The sequence below is a fragment of the Pantoea sp. Seng genome (genome assembly GCF_009829935.1).
GTDB classification, from domain to species: domain Bacteria; phylum Pseudomonadota; class Gammaproteobacteria; order Enterobacterales; family Enterobacteriaceae; genus Pantoea; species Pantoea communis.
Window position 1 is genome coordinate 21,885 of record NZ_SZZV01000030.1, and the last position, 18,495, is coordinate 40,379.

17 protein-coding genes are annotated in these 18,495 nt (G+C 55.6%); 5 read left to right on the forward strand and 12 right to left on the reverse strand.

Annotated features, from left to right (window positions below; all coding sequences use genetic code 11):
- The first annotated feature begins 295 nt into the window (after positions 1–295).
- Genes nirB through cysG form a run of 4 tightly spaced genes read left to right on the forward strand, consistent with a single transcriptional unit; the run spans position 296 to position 5,401 of the window.
- Entirely contained in the window at positions 296–2,836 is a 2,541-nt protein-coding gene (gene nirB, locus FD737_RS22430) for a nitrite reductase large subunit NirB (RefSeq protein ID WP_160834624.1), read from the forward strand.
- Entirely contained in the window at positions 2,833–3,159 is a 327-nt protein-coding gene (gene nirD / locus FD737_RS22435) for a nitrite reductase small subunit NirD (RefSeq protein WP_038644290.1), read from the forward strand. Before nirB ends, nirD begins: the two co-directional genes overlap by 4 nt.
- 30 nt (positions 3,160–3,189) lie before the next feature.
- Positions 3,190–3,993: a nitrite transporter NirC gene (gene nirC / locus FD737_RS22440; protein ID WP_034819600.1), complete on the forward strand. Its 804-nt coding sequence runs from the start codon at positions 3,190–3,192 to the stop codon at positions 3,991–3,993.
- 43 nt (positions 3,994–4,036) lie between these two features.
- Positions 4,037–5,401, forward strand: a complete 1,365-nt coding sequence (cysG, locus tag FD737_RS22445) for a siroheme synthase CysG (RefSeq protein ID WP_160834625.1) — start codon at positions 4,037–4,039, stop codon at positions 5,399–5,401.
- A 58-nt stretch (positions 5,402–5,459) separates the two neighbouring features.
- Here the strand turns inward: cysG and trpS are convergent, their stop codons facing one another.
- The 12 genes from trpS to pilM form a co-directional block, all read right to left on the reverse strand.
- Positions 5,460–6,464, reverse strand: a complete 1,005-nt coding sequence (trpS, locus tag FD737_RS22450) for a tryptophan--tRNA ligase (RefSeq protein ID WP_034819607.1) — start codon at positions 6,462–6,464, stop codon at positions 5,460–5,462.
- Between the two features lie 15 nt (positions 6,465–6,479).
- Complete coding sequence (locus tag FD737_RS22455) at positions 6,480–7,157, reverse strand: phosphoglycolate phosphatase (protein WP_160834626.1); 678 nt, start codon at positions 7,155–7,157, stop codon at positions 6,480–6,482.
- Complete coding sequence (gene rpe / locus FD737_RS22460; protein ID WP_034819612.1) at positions 7,141–7,824, reverse strand: ribulose-phosphate 3-epimerase; 684 nt, start codon at positions 7,822–7,824, stop codon at positions 7,141–7,143. The genes FD737_RS22455 and rpe overlap by 17 nt, the downstream gene beginning before the upstream one ends.
- Before the next feature lie 65 nt (positions 7,825–7,889).
- Positions 7,890–8,702, reverse strand: coding sequence for an adenine-specific DNA-methyltransferase (gene dam, locus FD737_RS22465; RefSeq protein WP_034819614.1), 813 nt, complete (start codon positions 8,700–8,702; stop codon positions 7,890–7,892).
- Positions 8,703–8,798: 96 nt separating this feature from the next.
- Complete coding sequence (locus FD737_RS22470) at positions 8,799–9,839, reverse strand: SPOR domain-containing protein (RefSeq protein WP_097119707.1); 1,041 nt, start codon at positions 9,837–9,839, stop codon at positions 8,799–8,801.
- A gap of 173 nt (positions 9,840–10,012) precedes the next feature.
- Positions 10,013–11,101 (reverse strand): 3-dehydroquinate synthase, encoded by a 1,089-nt coding sequence (aroB, locus tag FD737_RS22475; protein ID WP_160834627.1) that lies wholly within the window; start codon positions 11,099–11,101, stop codon positions 10,013–10,015.
- A 39-nt stretch (positions 11,102–11,140) separates the two neighbouring features.
- Positions 11,141–11,662, reverse strand: coding sequence for a shikimate kinase AroK (aroK, locus tag FD737_RS22480; protein WP_034820046.1), 522 nt, complete (start codon positions 11,660–11,662; stop codon positions 11,141–11,143).
- Positions 11,663–12,143: 481 nt separating this feature from the next.
- On the reverse strand, positions 12,144–13,403 hold the full coding sequence (gene hofQ, locus FD737_RS22485) for a DNA uptake porin HofQ (RefSeq protein ID WP_160834628.1): 1,260 nt from the start codon (positions 13,401–13,403) through the stop codon (positions 12,144–12,146).
- Positions 13,345–13,725, reverse strand: a complete 381-nt coding sequence (locus FD737_RS22490) for a HofP DNA utilization family protein (RefSeq protein WP_097119709.1) — start codon at positions 13,723–13,725, stop codon at positions 13,345–13,347. Before FD737_RS22490 ends, hofQ begins: the two co-directional genes overlap by 59 nt.
- Positions 13,715–14,209 carry a hypothetical protein gene (locus tag FD737_RS22495; protein WP_097119710.1) on the reverse strand — a complete coding sequence of 165 codons (495 nt, stop codon included), beginning with the start codon at positions 14,207–14,209 and terminating at the stop codon, positions 13,715–13,717. Before FD737_RS22495 ends, FD737_RS22490 begins: the two co-directional genes overlap by 11 nt.
- A complete protein-coding gene (locus FD737_RS22500) occupies positions 14,202–14,747 on the reverse strand; it encodes a PilN domain-containing protein (protein ID WP_237448854.1) in 546 nt (181 codons plus the stop codon). The genes FD737_RS22495 and FD737_RS22500 overlap by 8 nt, the downstream gene beginning before the upstream one ends.
- Positions 14,744–15,553 (reverse strand): pilus assembly protein PilM, encoded by an 810-nt coding sequence (pilM, locus tag FD737_RS22505; protein ID WP_097119711.1) that lies wholly within the window; start codon positions 15,551–15,553, stop codon positions 14,744–14,746. The genes FD737_RS22500 and pilM overlap by 4 nt, the downstream gene beginning before the upstream one ends.
- Before the next feature lie 242 nt (positions 15,554–15,795).
- On the opposite strand from pilM, the gene mrcA reads away from it, so the two are divergent.
- A complete protein-coding gene (mrcA, locus tag FD737_RS22510) occupies positions 15,796–18,345 on the forward strand; it encodes a peptidoglycan glycosyltransferase/peptidoglycan DD-transpeptidase MrcA (RefSeq protein WP_034819629.1) in 2,550 nt (849 codons plus the stop codon).
- Positions 18,346–18,495: the final 150 nt, after the last annotated feature.

Below are 18,495 nucleotides of genomic sequence, written 5' to 3' on the forward strand. Positions count from 1 at the left end.
CTTCCTCCCGTTTTAAGCCACAGGTTAAGCTAGCATGAAAATCTTTCCGTCTGTGCCATAGGTTTTTAGTCTGCCAAAATGACCATGCAAAAAAGCCCTCAGCTCAGTTTGTAGCAGCGACACTGATGGCAACCGATGCTGCACAATATCCAATCAAATAAGCCACTTATCATTTTCGTTCAAAATCAATTACATACCTCTAAATAGGTATATGGCCGTGCGCTTGATGTGCATCAATAAGCGCCTGATATTGCGCGCTATCGTAAGCGCAGATACCGCAATTTTTGAGGCAAGCATGAGCAAGCACAGTGTCGTGATTATTGGCAACGGCATGGTCGGCCACCGCTTTATAGAAGAACTGATCGACAAAGCCGAACCCGGCCAATTTGCCATTACCGTCTTTTGTGAAGAACCGCGCGTCGCCTATGACCGCGTCCACCTTTCCGCCTACTTCTCCCATCACACCGCTGAAGAGCTGTCACTGGTTCGCCCCGGCTATTACGAAAAACATCAGGTCAACCTGCTGATCGGTGAGCGGGCAATTACCATCAACCGCGACGAAAAACTGATTCACTCCAATACCGGTCGCGCGGTGCATTACGACACGCTGATTTTTGCCACCGGCTCTTATCCATGGATACCGCCAATCAAAGGCGCCGAAGGCAGTGACTGCTTTGTCTATCGCACCATCGAAGATCTTAACGCCATTGAAGCCTGTGCGCGCCGCAGCCAACGCGGTGCCGTGATTGGCGGCGGTCTGCTAGGTCTCGAAGCGGCAGGCGCACTGAAAAACCTCGGCATCGAAACCCATGTCATTGAGTTCGCGCCCGGATTAATGGCGGAACAGCTGGATGCGCAAGGTGGCGAGCAACTGCGTCGTAAGATCGAACAAATGGGTGTGCGCGTGCACACCGGCAAAAATACCCAGCAAATTGTGCACCACGCTAAAGGCGGTAAGACGCTGGAATTCGCCGATGGCAGCGCGTTGGATGTCGATTTCATCGTGTTCTCCACTGGCATTCGTCCGCAAGACAAGCTGGCAAAACAGTGTGGGCTGGAAATCGGCCAGCGTGGCGGCATCGCCATCAACGACCGCTGCCAGACGCGCGATCCGGCAATTTATGCCGTCGGCGAATGCGCAGCCTGGCAAAACCGGCTGTTCGGCTTAGTCGCGCCGGGCTACAAAATGGCACAGGTCGCCAGCGATGCGTTGCTGGGACGCGACAGTGCCTTTTCCGGTGCCGATATGAGCGCCAAACTTAAGTTGCTGGGCGTGGATGTCGGTGGTATCGGCGATGCGCATGGCCGCACGCCGGGCGCGCGCAGCTATATGTGGCTCGACGAACAGAAACACATCTACAAACGCCTGATTGTCAGCGAAGACAACCGCACGCTGCTCGGCGCAGTATTGGTGGGTGACACCAGTGATTACGGCAATCTGCTGCAGCTGGCACTCAACAACATCGCACTGCCCGACAATCCCGAAGGTTTGATTCTGCCCGCAGGCAGCGGCGAGAAACCGGTATTGGGAGTCGATTCCCTGCCGGATAGCGCGCAAATCTGCTCCTGCTTTGATGTCAGCAAAGGCGATATCGTCAAAGCGGTGCAAGCCGGTTGCCACACCGTGGCGATGCTGAAAAGCGAAACCCGTGCCGGCACCGGCTGCGGCGGCTGCATTCCGCTGCTCACTCAGGTGCTCAACGCGGAACTGAGCCGTCAGGGCATCGAAGTCAACAACCACCTGTGCGAGCACTTCCCCTATTCACGCCAGGAGTTGTATCACCTGATTCGTGTCGAAGAGATCACTTCCTTCGATGCCTTACTGGCGAAATACGGTCAGGGTTATGGCTGTGAAGTGTGTAAACCCACCGTGGGTTCGCTGCTGGCATCCTGCTGGAACGACTATGTGCTCAAGCCACAACTCGCGCCACTTCAGGACAGTAACGATCTGTTCCTTGGCAATATCCAGAAAGATGGCACCTACTCGGTGATCCCGCGCTCACCCGGGGGCGAAATCACGCCAGAAGGGTTGATGACGATTGGAGCGGTGGCGCGCCAGTACAACCTTTACACCAAAATCACCGGCTCACAGCGTATTGGCCTGTTTGGTGCCCAGCGTGATGACCTGCCTGCCATCTGGTCGCAGCTGATTGATGCCGGATTTGAAACCGGCCAGGCGTATGCCAAAGCGTTGCGCATGGCAAAAACCTGCGTGGGCAGCACCTGGTGTCGCTATGGCGTTGGCGATAGCCTCGGTTTCGGCATCGAACTGGAGAACCGCTACAAAGGCATTCGTACACCGCACAAAATGAAGTTTGGCGTCTCGGGCTGCACGCGCGAATGTGCGGAGGCGCAGGGCAAAGATGTCGGCATCATCGCCACGGAAAAAGGCTGGAATCTGTATGTGTGCGGCAACGGTGGCATGAAGCCACGCCACGCCGATCTGCTGGCCGCGGACCTGGATCGCGATACCCTGCTGACTTATCTCGACCGCTTTATGATGTTCTATATTCGCACCGGTGACCGCCTGCAACGTACCTCGCTGTGGCTGGAAAGCATGGAAGGCGGTATCGACTATCTGCGCAGCGTGATTATCGATGACAAACTCAGCCTGAATACGCAACTGGAAGCTGAACTGGCGCGACTGCGGGCTGAAGTCGAGTGTGAATGGGCTGCGACGGTGAACGATCCCCGGCAGCATATCCACTTCAGCACCTTCATCAACAGCGATCAGCGCGATCCGCTGGTGCAGCACGTCGCTCAGCGCGATCAGCACCGTCCGGCAAGCCCTGCCGAGCGTATTGCCATCACCCAGATTGAGGAGATAGACGCATGAGCCAGTGGCATTCCGTGTGTGAACTCGAACAAATCCTGCCTGCCACCGGCGTCTGCGCGTTGGTAAAAGGCCAGCAGATTGCCATCTTCCGTCCGCATGATGATGAGCAACTCTATGCGCTGAGTAACATCGATCCTTTCTCCGCAGCCAGCGTGCTGTCACGCGGCCTGATTGCCGAACATCAGCACACGCTGTGGGTCGCCAGCCCACTGAAAAAACAGCGCTTCCGCTTAAGCGACGGCGTCTGCCTGGAAGATGCCGCCCGTTCCGTGGCGAGCTATCCGGTGCGCGTTACTGCGGGCCAGGTCGAAGTGTGCGCCTGACAGAATTCTTTTACTTTATGAGACGTCACTATGTTTACTGACACCCTGAATACCTGCGCCGCCAACGCGGCGCGCATTGTGCGTACGGCGCAGCACAGCCCGCTGGCCTTCTGGATCAGCTCGGCGATGGCAGGCGCTTACGTCGGCCTCGCTATCATCCTGATTTTCACACTCGGCAACCTGGCCGATCCTGCGTGGCGGCCGCTGATCATGGGCGCCACCTTTGGTATCGCTCTGACGCTGGTGATCATTGCCGGGTCGGAGCTGTTTACCGGCCATACGATGTTCCTCACCGTGGGCGTCAAAGCCGGAACCATCAGCCAGGGCCAGATGTGGTGCGTACTGCCGCAAACCTGGCTGGGTAATCTGATTGGCTCGGTGTTTGTCGCCCTGCTCTACTACTACGCAGCCGGTGCGATGCTACCCAATGCAGGCGCACTGATTCACAGTGCCGCGCTGGCGAAAACCACGCAGCCCGCCATGGCGCTGTTCTTCAAGGGTGCGCTGTGTAACTGGCTGGTGTGTCTGGCGATCTGGATGGCAGTGCGCACCGAAGGCACGGCAAAATTCATTGCCATCTGGTGGTGCCTGCTGGCCTTTATCGCCTCCGGCTATGAACACTCTGTCGCGAATATGACGGTCTTTGCACTGTCGTGGTTTGGTCAGCATAATGCCGACCTGACCTTGAGCGGCATCGGTCATAACCTGCTGTGGGTGACGCTGGGTAACATGTTCTCTGGCATGGTATTGATGGGCCTTGGATACTGGTACGCCACGCCACAGGCTCAGCGGCCGCAAGTGGCGCCACAAGCCACTGCGCTCAAATCGGTTTAACGTTTTTAAGCCCGCACATTGCGGGCTTTTTTGAGGATGAGCGATGGACTATTTTCCGCTGTTTTGCCGTCTGCGAGGCAAGCGTTGTTTATTGGTCGGCGGCGGCGATGTAGCCGAGCGCAAAGCGCGCCTGCTGCTGGATGCCGGTGCCGATCTGCACGTTGGCGCAGTGCAATTCTCTCCTGCGTTTCAGCAGTGGGCTGAACAGGGAAAGTTGCACCTATTGCCCGGCACATTTGAAGAGCAGTGGCTGGAGGGCTGCTGGCTGGTCATTGCCGCCACCGACGATGACGCTGTGAATCAGCAAGTGGGCGATGCCACCGAAGCACGCCGCATCTTCTGCAATCTGGTGGATGCGCCGCAGGAAGCCAGCGCTATCATGCCGTCGATTGTCGATCGCTCCCCGCTGATGATTGCGGTGTCCTCCGGTGGCCGCGCTCCGGTGCTGGCGCGCCTGATGCGTGAGAAGCTGGAAGCGATGCTGCCGCAGCATCTGGGCCAACTGGCTTCACTCGCTGGCACACTGCGCAGCCGGGTGAAGAAAACCTTCGCCAGCATGGGACAGCGCCGGGCATTTTGGGAGCGCTTCTTTGCCAGCGATCGTCTGGCGCAAACGCTGGCGAATGGTGACAAGCCACGCGCCGATCATATCGTTGATACGCTGTTCGATGCGCCGCTCTCCCAACAGGGTGAAGTGGTGCTGGTGGGCGCGGGTCCAGGCGATGCCGGATTATTAACGCTGAAAGGTTTGCAGTGTATCCAGCAGGCCGATGTGGTGGTGTATGACCGTCTGGTGTCCGAACCCATTCTCAACCTGGTGCGCCGCGATGCTGAACGCATCTTCGTCGGTAAACAGGCCGGACATCACTGCGTGCCGCAGTCGCAAATCAACCAGTTACTGTTAGAGCAGGCTCAGAGCGGCAAGCGCGTGGTACGGCTGAAAGGCGGCGATCCCTTTATTTTCGGTCGCGGTGGTGAGGAACTAGAGGTACTGGCACAGCACAACATTCCGTTCAGCGTGGTGCCAGGTATTACCGCCGCCTCCGGTTGTGCCGCCTACAGCGGCATTCCGCTGACGCATCGCGACCATGCGCAGAGCGTGCGCTTTGTCACCGGTCATCTGCAACAACAGGGCGAAATTGAGTGGAGTAAGCTGGCGGCAGAGCAGCAAACGCTGGTGTTCTATATGGGGCTGAATCAGGCACCCGAGATCCAGCGCCAGCTGTTGCAGCATGGCATGGATGCGGCGATGCCGGTCGCCATCGTGCAAAACGGCACCACGCCAGAACAACAGGTGGAAACCGCGACGTTAGCCGAACTCAGCACGCTGGCGCAGCAGTTTGCCAGCCCGGCGCTGATTATCGTCGGGCGCGTGGTCAGCCTGCGCCACCAGTTACGCTGGTTTTAAACATAAAAAAACGGCGAGTCATCACAACTCGCCGTTCATAGGTCAGGCAGCTAGCTGATTAAGGCTGAGCCACAAAACCCACCGCTTCATAAACTTTCTTCAGCGTTTCCTGCGCCTGCGCACGGGCCTTGGTTGCGCCATCACGCATCACCTGATTCAGGAAAGCTTCGTCGTTACGGAAACGATGATAGCGCTCCTGCAGCTCAGTCAGCATGCCGGAAACCGCTTCCGCCACTTCGCCTTTCAGGTGGCCATACATCTTGCCTTCGAATTCCTGCTCCAGCTGCGGAATCGACTTACCGGTGACACCAGAAAGAATATCCAGCAGGTTAGAGACACCGGCTTTTTCTTTCACGTCGTAACGCACCACTGGCGGCTCGGCGGAATCGGTGACCGCGCGCTTGATCTTTTTCACTACCGCTTTGGTGTCTTCCAGCAGGCCAATCACGTTGTTACGGTTGTCATCCGACTTCGACATCTTCTTGGTCGGTTCCAGCAGCGACATCACGCGTGCGCCTGATTTCGGAATAAACGGCTCAGGAATTTTGAACACATCGCCATACAGCGCGTTGAAACGGCCGGCGATATCGCGGCTCAGTTCGAGGTGCTGCTTCTGATCTTCGCCCACCGGTACCTGGTTGGTCTGATACAGCAGAATATCGGCCGCCATCAGCACCGGGTAATCGAACAAACCTGCAGTGATGTTTTCAGAATAACGCGCGGACTTATCCTTAAACTGCGTCATACGGCTCAGCTCGCCAAAGTAGGCATAGCAGTTCAGTACCCAGCTCAGCTGCGCGTGCTCAGGCACATGCGACTGTACAAAAATGGTGCTTTTTGCTGGATCAATACCGCAGGCAAGGTACAGCGCCAGGGTATCCAGCGTGGCTTTGCGCAGCGCTGCGGGGTCCTGACGAACGGTGATGGCGTGCAGATCGACGATGCAGTAAATGCAGTGGAAATCATCCTGCATCTGCACCCACTGACGCAGCGCACCCATATAGTTGCCAATGGTCAGTTCACCGGAAGGCTGGGCGCCGCTGAAAACGATGGGTTTGCTCATGTTATATCCTGATAATTACAGCCCGAGAGCGGGCAAAAGTTCGCTAAAAGTATCGAGAGTGAGATCGGGTTGGCTGGCGGCAATCGGCTCGCCATAGTTGTAGCCAAATGTCATACCGACATTAGGTACACCCGCAGCCTGAGCTGCGTGAATATCATTACGAGAATCACCAACAAATAGTAATTCTTTTTGCAGTACGCCAAAGTGACCCAAAACAAGGAAGATCGCTGCCGGATGGGGTTTTTTCACCACCACATCATCACCGCCAATAATCAGCGTGAAGAAATCGGCAATGCCCAGCGATTGCAGCAAAGGCGCGACAAACGGCGTTGGCTTGTTGGTGACGATGGCCATCGGCAAGCCTTTGGCATGCAAAGCAGCCAGCGTCTCTTTCACCTGCGGGAACAGCGTGCTGCCCGCTTCCACCGTTTCGGCGTAATACTTGTCAAACAGCGTGCGTGCGTCACGCTGCTCTTCGGCGTGCGGTTCACGGCCTAGTGCCCAGGTCAGCGCGCGTGTCATCATCACATCTGCGCCATTGCCAATCCAGGTGGAAGCCAGCGCCAGGCCAGGAGGCGGTAACTGCAAATCACCTAAAGCATGATCAATGGCCTGTGACAGACCCGGTGCGCTATCGACCAGCGTGCCATCGAGATCAAACGCCAGCGCGCGGATATCAGTGAAATGAGCCATTAACTTTCTCCAGTTCGCCGCGCATTTCGTCGATCACTTTTTTGTAATCGGGGTGACCAAAGATGGCTGAACCGGCCACAAACATATCCGCACCTGCCGCCGCGATCTGACCGATGTTATCGATCTTCACACCACCGTCCACTTCCAGACGGATATCGTAACCGCTTTGATCAATAAGACGACGCGCCTGACGCAATTTGTCCAGCGTGCCGGGAATGAAGGATTGACCGCCGAAGCCAGGGTTCACTGACATCAGCAGAATGATGTCGAGTTTATCCATCACGTAGTCGAGGTAATCGAGCGGCGTCGCCGGATTGAACACCAGACCCGCTTTACAGCCGTGCTCTTTGATCAGTTGCAGTGTGCGGTCAACGTGCTCACTGGCTTCAGGATGGAAGGTAATGTAAGTCGCGCCCGCTTTAGCGAACTCTGGAATCAGTGCATCCACCGGCTTCACCATCAGATGCACATCAATCGGTGCCGTAATGCCATAGTCGCGCAGCGCTTTCAGCACCATTGGCCCCATGGTCAGATTAGGCACATAGTGGTTATCCATCACGTCGAAATGCACCACATCCCCGCCTGCTGCCAGCGCTTTGGCGGTATCTTCGCCCAGGCGAGCAAAGTCAGCAGCAAGAATTGAAGGGGCCAGCAAAAATTGTTTCATCCGATTCTCCCAATTTTGTGCGCCAGCCAGAGCTGGCGTAATGCGTTGGTCGCGGACGAAACAGGCTAGCGGAAAAGCGCCAGCAGTTCGTCAACCTGAGTGCGACCACTTATGCTTCGGCTGATGGAACGCCGGGCTTTGACTACGTGTAAAACCGCATTCTGATACCACTCACGCGTGAGCAGCGTGTCGTGGTTGGAAATCAGCACCGGTATGCTGTTTTCATGTGCCAGCTTATTTGCCAGCTCGGCCAGATGCTGCTGCTCGCGCAGGCTAAAGCTATTGGTGTGGTACGCGGTAAAGTTCGCCGTCGCCGACAAGGGCGCATACGGCGGATCGCAATAAACCACTGAGCCAGCAGGGGCGTTGTTCAGAGTAACATCGTACGATTCACAGACAAAGGTCGCTTTTTGCGCCCGTTCGGCAAACCACAACAGCTCCGCTTCCGGGAAGTAAGGTTTGCGATAACGACCAAAAGGCACATTGAACTCACCGCGCAGATTGTAACGGCACAAACCGTTATAGCCATGCCGATTGAGATAGAGAAACAGTAATGCACGCTGATATTCATCTTTGCTGGCGTTAAAGGCCAGACGTTGCGCGTAATAGGTCTCTGCGATATTACCTTCAGGCGTGAACAGCTGCCGCGCGTCTTCAATAAACTCAACCGTGCGGTTTTTAACGATGTTATAGAGATTGATCAGGTCACCGTTGATGTCCGCCAGGTGATAGCGATCATAATCGGTGTTGAGGAACACGGAACCGGCACCCACAAAAGGTTCGACTAAACAGTCACCTTGTGGCAAATGACGACGGATATCGTCAAGCAGCGGGTATTTCCCTCCGGCCCATTTAAGGAAAGCGCGATTTTTCTTCATGCTGTCGTGGTTATTACATCTTAATTATGGGCTGTGGTGGAACCGACAGCAGCTTTGCGCTTTAAACGGGGCCGCATGATCGCAGCCCCACATCAATTACTGACTTTCTTTCTTCACCTGACTCAACGGTTTTACCCACGGATTTGCCGCACGAACTTCAGCAGGCAGTGATGCCACTGCGCGCTTGGCATCGGCTGGCGTAGCGTAAGCACCGCTGACCAACACATACCAGGGCTGACCGTTACGCGTGGTTTTATACACATGATAACCGCTCAGATTTTGTTTCTTCGCCCAGGCATTCAGGCTCTCTTCTTTCGACGCACCGCTCAACTGCAGCGTGTAGCTGCCACCGGTTGGCAGTGACTTACTGGCACCGCTGCTGGCACTCACAGGTGCATTGTGTGCGGCGGTGGTATGTGTTTTATTCTCTTTTGCTCCGGCGACTGGTTTCGACGTGGCCGGCGCTTTATGCGCGGTGTTGCTGTGCGTTTCACGTGAACCGTTGCTATTAGCACGCGCAGGTATTTCAGAGCGCATCGCCGGAGGCGTTATCGCTTTACCGTTACCGCTCACCGTAGCAGGCGCAGTGGGCAGTGAACTGTTGCCTTGCGCACCCTGTGCGGCGTTATCAACCTGACCTTGCTGGTTGCTCAACGCACTGTTGAGATCGCCCGGCAGCGTCACACGTTGCTGATTGGCTGGCGTATCGACAGGCGCAGCCTGTGTCGGTGTTGAAGACACCGCTGGCATAGAAATCGAGTTGGAATCGCTGCTTGCTGGCGAGGATGATGCAGCTGACGTCTGTGGTGCGTTTCCTTCCGCTGAAGGCGTGGCGTTTTGCTGGCCGCTCATGGACGTCGAGCCGGAAAGGTCGATGTTCTTTTCACCACCGGTTGCCGTCGGCGCCGCATTGCCATTATTAGCAGTGGTCGCTGGTTTCTTTTCATCTGGACCGGTCAATGCCGAACCGATGCCCAGTACTACCAACAGCAGAACCAGGATGCCGATCCCCATCATCATATGCTGACGAGAAACAGGTACCTTCACTTTCGGCGCAGAAGACGTTTTGCGTGGCCGCGTAGGACGGCGGTCACTGGCATCAGGTTTTAACTCGTCTTCCGGTTTGAACTCATCCATCTAGCCTCCTCCGTAAAACGGCACGCTTCCCACGCACCGCATCACCACTCTACCCGTCATACTCAAGCTGAAACGGCGTTGGTTGCACTTTATTATCCAGACGCTCACTCACATCAGCGCCTGGAATGCATGCAATGCTCACCTTGCTGCAGCTCAACTTATTCCGGATATCTTCAGTATTTTATACAATCGTTAATCGCAGCCAGCACCATATCATGTGCCACACCTGCGCGCACTTCAGAGCGGCCAATTGCGAGAGGCAGCACCAAACGCATTTCACCCGCCAGCACTTTCTTATCGCGCATCATGTGCGGAAGATACGCTTCTGCTTGCATGCTTTCCGGGCCGTGCACCGGTAAACCGGCACGCAGAAATAGCGCGATAATGCGATCGGTATCCGCTGCAGAGAACTGTCCCAGACGTTCAGCGGTACGCGCAGCCATCACCATGCCTGCCGCAATCGCTTCGCCATGCAACCAGTTGCCATAGCCCATGTGTGCTTCAATCGCATGACCAAAAGTATGGCCCAGATTGAGCAGCGCGCGTTGACCGTTTTCACGTTCATCGGCGGCGACCACTTCAGCTTTGAGTTCACAGCAGCGACGGATGCAGTAGGCCAGGGCTTGCTGATCCAGTGCCAGCAGAGCATCAAGATGCTGCTCCAGCCACTGGAAGAACTCGCCATCGAGGATAATGCCGTATTTGATCACTTCCGCCAGACCAGACGCTAATTCGCGCGCCGGCAGCGTAGCCAGGCAATCGGTATCGACCACCACTGAGGCTGGCTGGTAGAAGGCACCAATCATGTTTTTGCCCAGCGGATGGTTGACGGCTGTTTTACCGCCGACCGAAGAGTCGACCTGAGACAGCAGCGTTGTCGGTACCTGGATAAAGCGCACACCGCGTTGATAGCTCGCAGCAGCAAACCCCGTGAGATCACCAATCACACCGCCGCCGAGCGCAATTAACGTGGTATCACGTCCATGCGGTTTCTGCAGCAGCGCGGTGAAGACATCGTCCATCACAGCGAGCGTCTTGTACTTTTCACCATCAGGTAAAATCACCTGATCCGCCTTCACGCCCGCCTGCGAAAGCAGTGCTGACAGCTTGTCGAGGTAGATCGGGGCAAGCGTCTCATTGGTCACCAGCATGGCGTTATCGCCTGCTTTTAGCGGCCAAAAAGAAGCCGGATCGTTAAACAGTCCGGCAGCGATGGTGATGGGGTAACTACGATCCCCGAGTGAGACAGTGATCTTCTCCATGATGACCGATACCTATTGCTGAGCCGTCAGGGCGCTGGATTAATTTTTTTCCAGCATGTTGATGATCTGATTGGCGACAACTTTTGCACTTTGATCGTCAGTGCGAATAGTGACGTCAGCGATCTCTTCATAAAGTGGATTACGTTCGCCAGCTAAAGCTTCCAGTACTTCGCGCGGTGGCTCTTCAACCTGTAACAACGGACGTTTTTTATCACGCTGTGTACGAGCAAGTTGCTTCTCGATAGTCGTTTCAAGATAAACGACCACGCCGCGGGCGGAGAGACGATTGCGGGTTTCACGGGATTTGACAGAACCACCACCGGTCGCCAGGACAATGCCTTGTTTCTCGGTGAGTTCATTAATGATCTTCTCTTCGCGATCGCGGAAACCGTCTTCGCCTTCCACATCAAATACCCAGCCTACATCCGCTCCGGTACGTCGCTCAATTTCCTGATCGGAATCGAAAAATTCCATATTGAGTTGCTGAGCTAACTGACGACCAATAGTGCTTTTGCCGGCACCCATCGGCCCAACCAGAAAGATATTGCGTTTCTCTGCCATTTTATCGGTATTACTAAGAATTCGTTGATGATACCCCGCGTTCAGCATAGTGCTGGCGGGACAGGAACTGAGACCTCATGAGCATTAACAAGAGTCAGACGGAAAATTATCTCAACACTCATGGCCGTTTGGCAACCGAATAAATTGCCCCCGGCGACCTTGTAACAGGACCGGTCTGTGGTTCGCGAGACGGTAACGCCCCTCCTGTTTCCTTCACACTTCAAGCAGCATGCGCGTTGGCTGTGTCTTTTCATCCCTGAAACTTACAGAAATAAGCTTAGAAATGAACGCTTTCACCACCGCGCTTTAACTCAATTTATTTAAGGAAAATATATTCTGACGCCAGTATCGCTTGTGACTGACGCCCATCGGAAGGTTATCCTGCCGCGTTCCGCTACACCGTTTTAAAAATCGCTAAACCTTGTAAGCTAATTCCTGCCCTGCGTCAACGCAGATGGCAAATCAGAGTGAATTTTCCGCTTTATCCGGCTGTAAGCGCTGCTTCCCTGACCAGTCTGGGGGTAATGAAGATCACCAACTCCTTCTTTTTATGTTCTTTGGTTTGCTGACGGAACAGCGTTCCCAATAGGGGCAGTTCACCCAACCAAGGTACCCGCTGCTCGGTCTGCATGCGCTGTTGTTGAAAAATCCCGCCCAGCGCCAACGTTTCGCCATCACGCAGCGTCACCTGGGTTTCAATTTCCTGCTTATCAATACTCAGCACGCTGCTTTCACCCACGTTCAGGCTGCGCCCCGGCATGTTCTGGCTTAAGCGCAGTTTTAACTGAATCCGTCCATTCCCCAGCACCATGGGCGTCACTTCCATCCCTAACACTGCCTCTTTAAATTCAATCGCCGTTGCACCACTGCTGCCCGACTTCACCTCGTAAGGAATTTCGGTTCCCTGTTTAATGGAAGCGGTTTGCTGATGAGAGGTAAAAAGCCGTGGACTGGCGATGATTTCAATTTGGTTCTCCTGCTCAAGCGCGCTGAGTTCCAGATTTAGCAATCCGCCACTGACCTGACCCAGCGTAACGCCCGCGCGCAAAGCAGGATTATTTACCGCCAATGGGATCTCCAGCTGTGGATGATGCAAGGCTGCCGTCACACTTTGGGCAGGTGCGGTGTGCCAGTTCACTCCCAACTCACGCAGATGCTCTTCATTGATGGTGATGATGTGGGCAGACAACTCGACCTGTTCGAGTGGCATATCCAGCGCGCGCAACCAGCGCGAGGCGTCACGCAACGCGGCGGCGGTGTCACGCAATAACAAGCTGTTGGTGCGGCTATCGACCGTGACACTGCCGCGTGAAGTGAGGAGTGAACGCTCCGCTTGCAGACTACGATAGACATCGCTGGCATTGGCGTAATGCAGCGTGACGGACTGCTGTTCGAGAGGAAGTTGCTGTTGCCGCTCCTCATGTTCTGTTTTCGCCTGTTGTGTCTGCATCTGTTGCCAGCTTTCGGGATAAACCAGCAGCACGCCCTCTTCCTGCACTACGGTGAGTTTTGCCAGCCGGGTCACCAGCGCCAGTGCGCGTTCCCATCCTACATTTTCCAGGCGCAGTGATAAGCGCCCTTCAACGCCAGGTGCAATCAGCAGGTTGGTTTGTTGATAATCTGCCAGCGCCTGCAAAATACGTTCAACGGGGGCATCATCAAACACCAGGCTCAAGCGTTCTTCATTTGCCTGCAGGGGCAGGCTCAAACTCAGGCACAGCAGTAGTGTCATCCATTTCATAATATCCTCCTTTTATAGACCAGATGATTTGCTGCGGCGGGCAGCTTTGCGCGACATGCAAGGTCATGCTATTCGCGGTTAATGCTGCCACCTGCCAGCTTGAGCGCGGTAACCGAGCCGAAGGGCCAAGCCGATGATTTTTTCCTTCTGGTGAGCGTAGCCAGGCAACATAGCGCGTGGGAGTACCGATAATGCCCTGCAACCGCCAGCCATCAGGTTCAGCTACCTGCATCCGACATTGCACCTCGGGCAGCGGCTGAAAGGGATCGCGTGCCAGCGTAAAGCCGCTCCACAGCACTAACAGCCATGCACTATGGCGCATCTCCATCCTCCAGCCACAGCTGTGTGTTCAGCGCTCCCTGCTCTTCTTTGAGTTCAAAGCGCTGCGGTACAGGCAGGCGAGTCAATGACAGCTCAGAAAACAGCGGAACAAATTGCGTCCAGCCGAGCCGCAGCTGTAACTGCTGCGGCTGATTATCCGGTAGCCAGCTTTCCAGTTGATCGCCGCGCGCGGTGATCAAAGCTTCAAGCGTAGCTTGCTCAGTGACGCCACTCATGGGTTGCTGTAACCGTGCGATTTCCTGTTCCAGCACGTTGATGGCAGGTCGTGCAGCCAATAGCTGCTGACGCTGCATCATCTGTTGTGACATCACCGCCTGCTGGCGTAATTGGGCAGCATGGACCTGTTGCTGCGGGCGAAGCAAAATCCACCACGCCATAAGCATCAGCAGCAGAGACATGCCTAACAGGCAGGCAATCCGCCACATCAGGGCTAAAGCGAGCCAGCGCTGTAATGCATCATTCACCGATGTTCTCCTGCATCCGCGCGCGCAAGACAAATCGATAGTGCCCAGCGGTTTGGCGCTGCACGCTGGCCGGTTTAACCGTGGCAAACAGCGGCTGCCGCATCAATTGATGACGAAAATCCTGGATCGCCATCATGCTCTGCGCCTGCCCCTCGAACAGCAAGACGCCCTGGCGCCGCTCCACCCGTTTGAGCCAAAGCGTGTCCTGCATCAACATTGGCAAGCGCAGCCAGAACTGTTGCCAGCGCTGATGCTCATCCTTTTTACGATGCCGTATCCGCTGCGTCTCTAATAGCTCATCGCGTTGCTGCAGCAGCAGTTGCTGTCGCGTCAACTGGCGTTGCAACGCTTCATGCTGTTGGCTGATATCCGCCAACGTCCTGTGCATCTGGCCCTGTGTCTGGCTTCCGCGCCACCATAACGACAGCACCATCATTACAGTCGCCAGCAGGACGCATCCCAGCAGGGAAAAACTTTGCTGGCGGCGGCGCTGCTGCAACCGGACGCGCCAGGGTAATAAATTGACGGCCAGCATCATGCATCCTCCGGGCGCAGCGCCAGACCCAGCGCAATGGCAAATTCCCCTTCGTGCGCGGGCAATGGCGGCTGCCGGTAATGCAGTAATGAAAGCGGTTGACAGTGCGCCACGCTGGGTTCAGCCAGGCTGTAGGTCGAGGTGCAAAAGATGGAGGATGCCTGAGGGAAGGTATCACGCAGTTTCGCCAGCGTTAGAGGCTCTGTGGCCGCGCCTGATGTGCCCGGCTCACCGGCTAACGTCCATAGCCAGTGATCGCTAAGCGGATGGATTAAAAGTTGGTCACGATGCAGCGGCATGCGCATGGCGATTTGGGTCAACGCCAGGCTGCTCAGTTCAAAGACATCGGGTCGCAGGCCAGCCTCCTTTAACGGCGCCAGCCACTGCGCAATCACTTCACGCCGAGCCGCCGTAATGCACAGTTGCGTTGCATTGCGTGCCGAGCGGTAGTCAATCGACAGCGTGGCGGGTTCAACCGGAAACAAGCGTGGCGCCGAGGATGCCACATAACGGCTCATTGCTGGCTCACTGAGCGAGGTTTCTGGCAGCGGCAATGTTCGCTGCAACACCAGTTGCGGGGGCAAGCCAACTCGCAGTGAATAGCGTTTCGGCAGATGGCGCTGCCAGCGCGTCAACATCTCCTGTAACAGTGGGGTAGTTTGCAACACGCCGTTGCGTAACGTATCGTGCGGCAGCGGTTGCTGCCACCAATGGCGTAACTGCCAGCCATGACGTCGGCGTTCAATGCCCAGGGCGCAAAGTTGCCCGTTTTGGATGTCCAATCCAATTTGCCAGCGCTGAAAAGCCATATGCGCGATCTCCTTATCTTTTAAGGTAAAAAAAGAGAGACCCTCAATCTTTCGAGTGGCGGCAAGGCGGAAAACGAACTATTACTCAGGCGCTTACCGAAGTCAGCGTCTAAGGTGAGCTCGCGCAGCCGACGTAGCTGCCGCTCGAAGTATGACGGGTATATCAAAGCGTCAGGCTTGCCTTTATACTACCGCGCGATTGTTTATAAACTGCCCAAACGACAACAGATGGGAATTCTCAGGTGAAGTTCGTAAAGTATTTATTGATTCTTACAGTGTGTTGCATTCTGCTGGGAGCAGGCACGGTTTATGGTTTGTACAAATACATAGAGCCGCAGCTGCCTGATGTGAACACGCTGAAAGACGTGCGTTTGCAAACCCCAATGCAGGTTTACAGCGCGGATGGCGAACTTATCGCCCAGTACGGTGAGAAGCGCCGCGTGCCGCTCACCTTGCAACAGATGCCGCCTGAGCTGATCAAAGCGTTCATTGCAACCGAAGACAGCCGTTTCTATGAGCACCATGGTGTCGACCCGGTGGGCATTTTCCGTGCTGCCAGCGTCGCGCTGGTGTCCGGCCATGCTTCGCAGGGTGCCAGTACCATTACGCAACAGCTGGCGCGTAACTTCTTCCTTAGCCCTGAACGCACGCTGATGCGTAAGATCAAGGAAGCGTTCCTGGCGATTCGCATTGAACAACTGCTGAGCAAGGATGAAATCCTCGAGCTCTACCTCAACAAAATTTATCTGGGTTACCGCGCCTATGGTGTCGGAGCGGCTGCACAGGTCTATTTCGGTAAGCCGGTTGATCAGCTTTCGTTGAGTGAGATGGCGATGATTGCCGGTCTGCCGAAAGCACCGTCAACCTTTAACCCGCTTTACTCTCATGCGCGCGCGCTGGCGCGTCGTAATGTGGTACTGGCGCGTATGCTTGACCAGAATTACATCACGCAGCAGCAATATGATGCCGCGCGCAACACGCCGCTGGTCGCAACCTATCATGGTCCCGAAATTGCCTTCTCCGCACCTTATCTGAGCGAAATGGTGCGTCAGGAGATGGTGAAACGCTATGGTGATGCCGCTTACGATGATGGCTACAAAGTGTATACCACCGTCACGCGTCATCTGCAGGAGGCCGCACAACAAGCTGTTCGCAATAACGTGATGGCGTATGACATGCGTCATGGTTATCGCGGCCCGACCAACGTGCTGTGGAAAGTGGGCGAAGCAAGCTGGGATAAGAGCCGCATTCAAAACGCGCTGAAAGATCTGCCGACCTACGGTCCACTGAATGCCGCCGTGGTGACCACTGCCACGGCCGATGAAGCCACCGCGATGATGAAAGACGGCAGCAGCGTCTCTCTGAGTATGGCGGGCGTTCGCTGGGCGCGTCCTTACAAATCCGACACGCTACAAGGCCCGACGCCCCGCAGCGTGACGCAGGTACTGCAGGCAGGCCAGCAGATTTGGGTGCGTAAAGTCGATAACGATTGGTGGTTAGGTCAGGTGCCGCTGGTCAACTCGGCCCTCGTCTCGCTCAATCCAGAAGACGGTGCGGTACGCGCGCTGGTCGGTGGTTTCGACTTCAACCAGAGTATGTTCAACCGTGCGACACAGGCACTGCGTCAGGTTGGTTCAAACATCAAACCGTTCTTGTATACCGCCGCGATGGACCGTGGACTGACGCTGGCTTCCATTCTGAATGATGTGCCTATTTCACGTTGGGATGCGGGTGCCGGAGCCGACTGGCGCCCCAAAAACTCACCGCCGACCTATGCGGGGCCTATCCGCTTGCGTCAGGGCCTGGGTGAGTCGAAAAACGTGGTGATGGTACGTGCGATGCGTGCGATGGGTGTGGATTACGCCGCAGAGTATCTGCAGCGCTTCGGCTTCCCAGCACAGAACATCATCCATACCGAATCGCTGGCACTGGGTGCGGCTTCGTTTACCCCAATGCAGGTGGTGCGCGGTTATGCCGTGATGGCTAACGGCGGCTTCCTTGTCGATCCTTACTTCATTACCAAAATTGAGAATGAACAAGGCGGCGTAGTGTTCGAAGAGAAACCGAAGATTGCCTGCCCACAGTGCAATCTGCCGGTGATCTACGGTGATACCAAAAAATCGCTGGCGTTGAGCGAAGAGAGCGTGGAAAACGTCGCGACCTCCGATCAATCGCAGAATCAGGCGGTGCCACAGCCGGAGCTGGAGCAAGTGCCTGCTCAGCCGCAACCCGCAGGTGACCAGCAATACGCACCGCATGTGATTAATACACCGCTGTCGTTCCTGATCAAAAGCGCACTGAACTCCAACGTGTTCGGTGAGCCAGGCTGGATGGGGACAGGCTGGCGTGCGGGTCGTGACCTGAAGCGTAACGATATTGGCGGAAAAACCGGTACCACCAACAGTTCAAAGGATGCGTGGTTCTCGGGTTACGGCCCTGGTGTCGTGACCTCAGTGTGGATTGGTTTTGATGATTCACGCGCGCTGGGCCGCTCGACCATGTCAGGCGCGATTCCTGACCAGATTTCTGGCTATGAAGGCGGCGCGAAGAGTGCTCAGCCTGCCTGGGATGAGTACATGAAATCTGCGCTGGATGGCGTGCCGGTACAGCCGCTGACACCGCCAGATGGCGTTGTCACTGTGACGATCGATCGCGGTACGGGCAAGCTGGCCAACGGTGGCGGCAATACCCGTCAGGAGTACTTCATCAATGGCACTCAGCCAACGGAGTATTCAGTGCATGATGTGGGCACCACACTCATGGACAACGGCCAAAGCCACGAACTGTTCTGATCAAAAAAGCCGGCGTATTCGCCTAATGCCGATCAGTTAAGACAAAAATGATCGGTTGAATGATCCGGCAGTTCTGCAAAAATCCGTAATCTCTCAGGGATTACGGATTTTTTTATGCTTCTCAGTCAGGCTCTCGATATCGTTCATCAC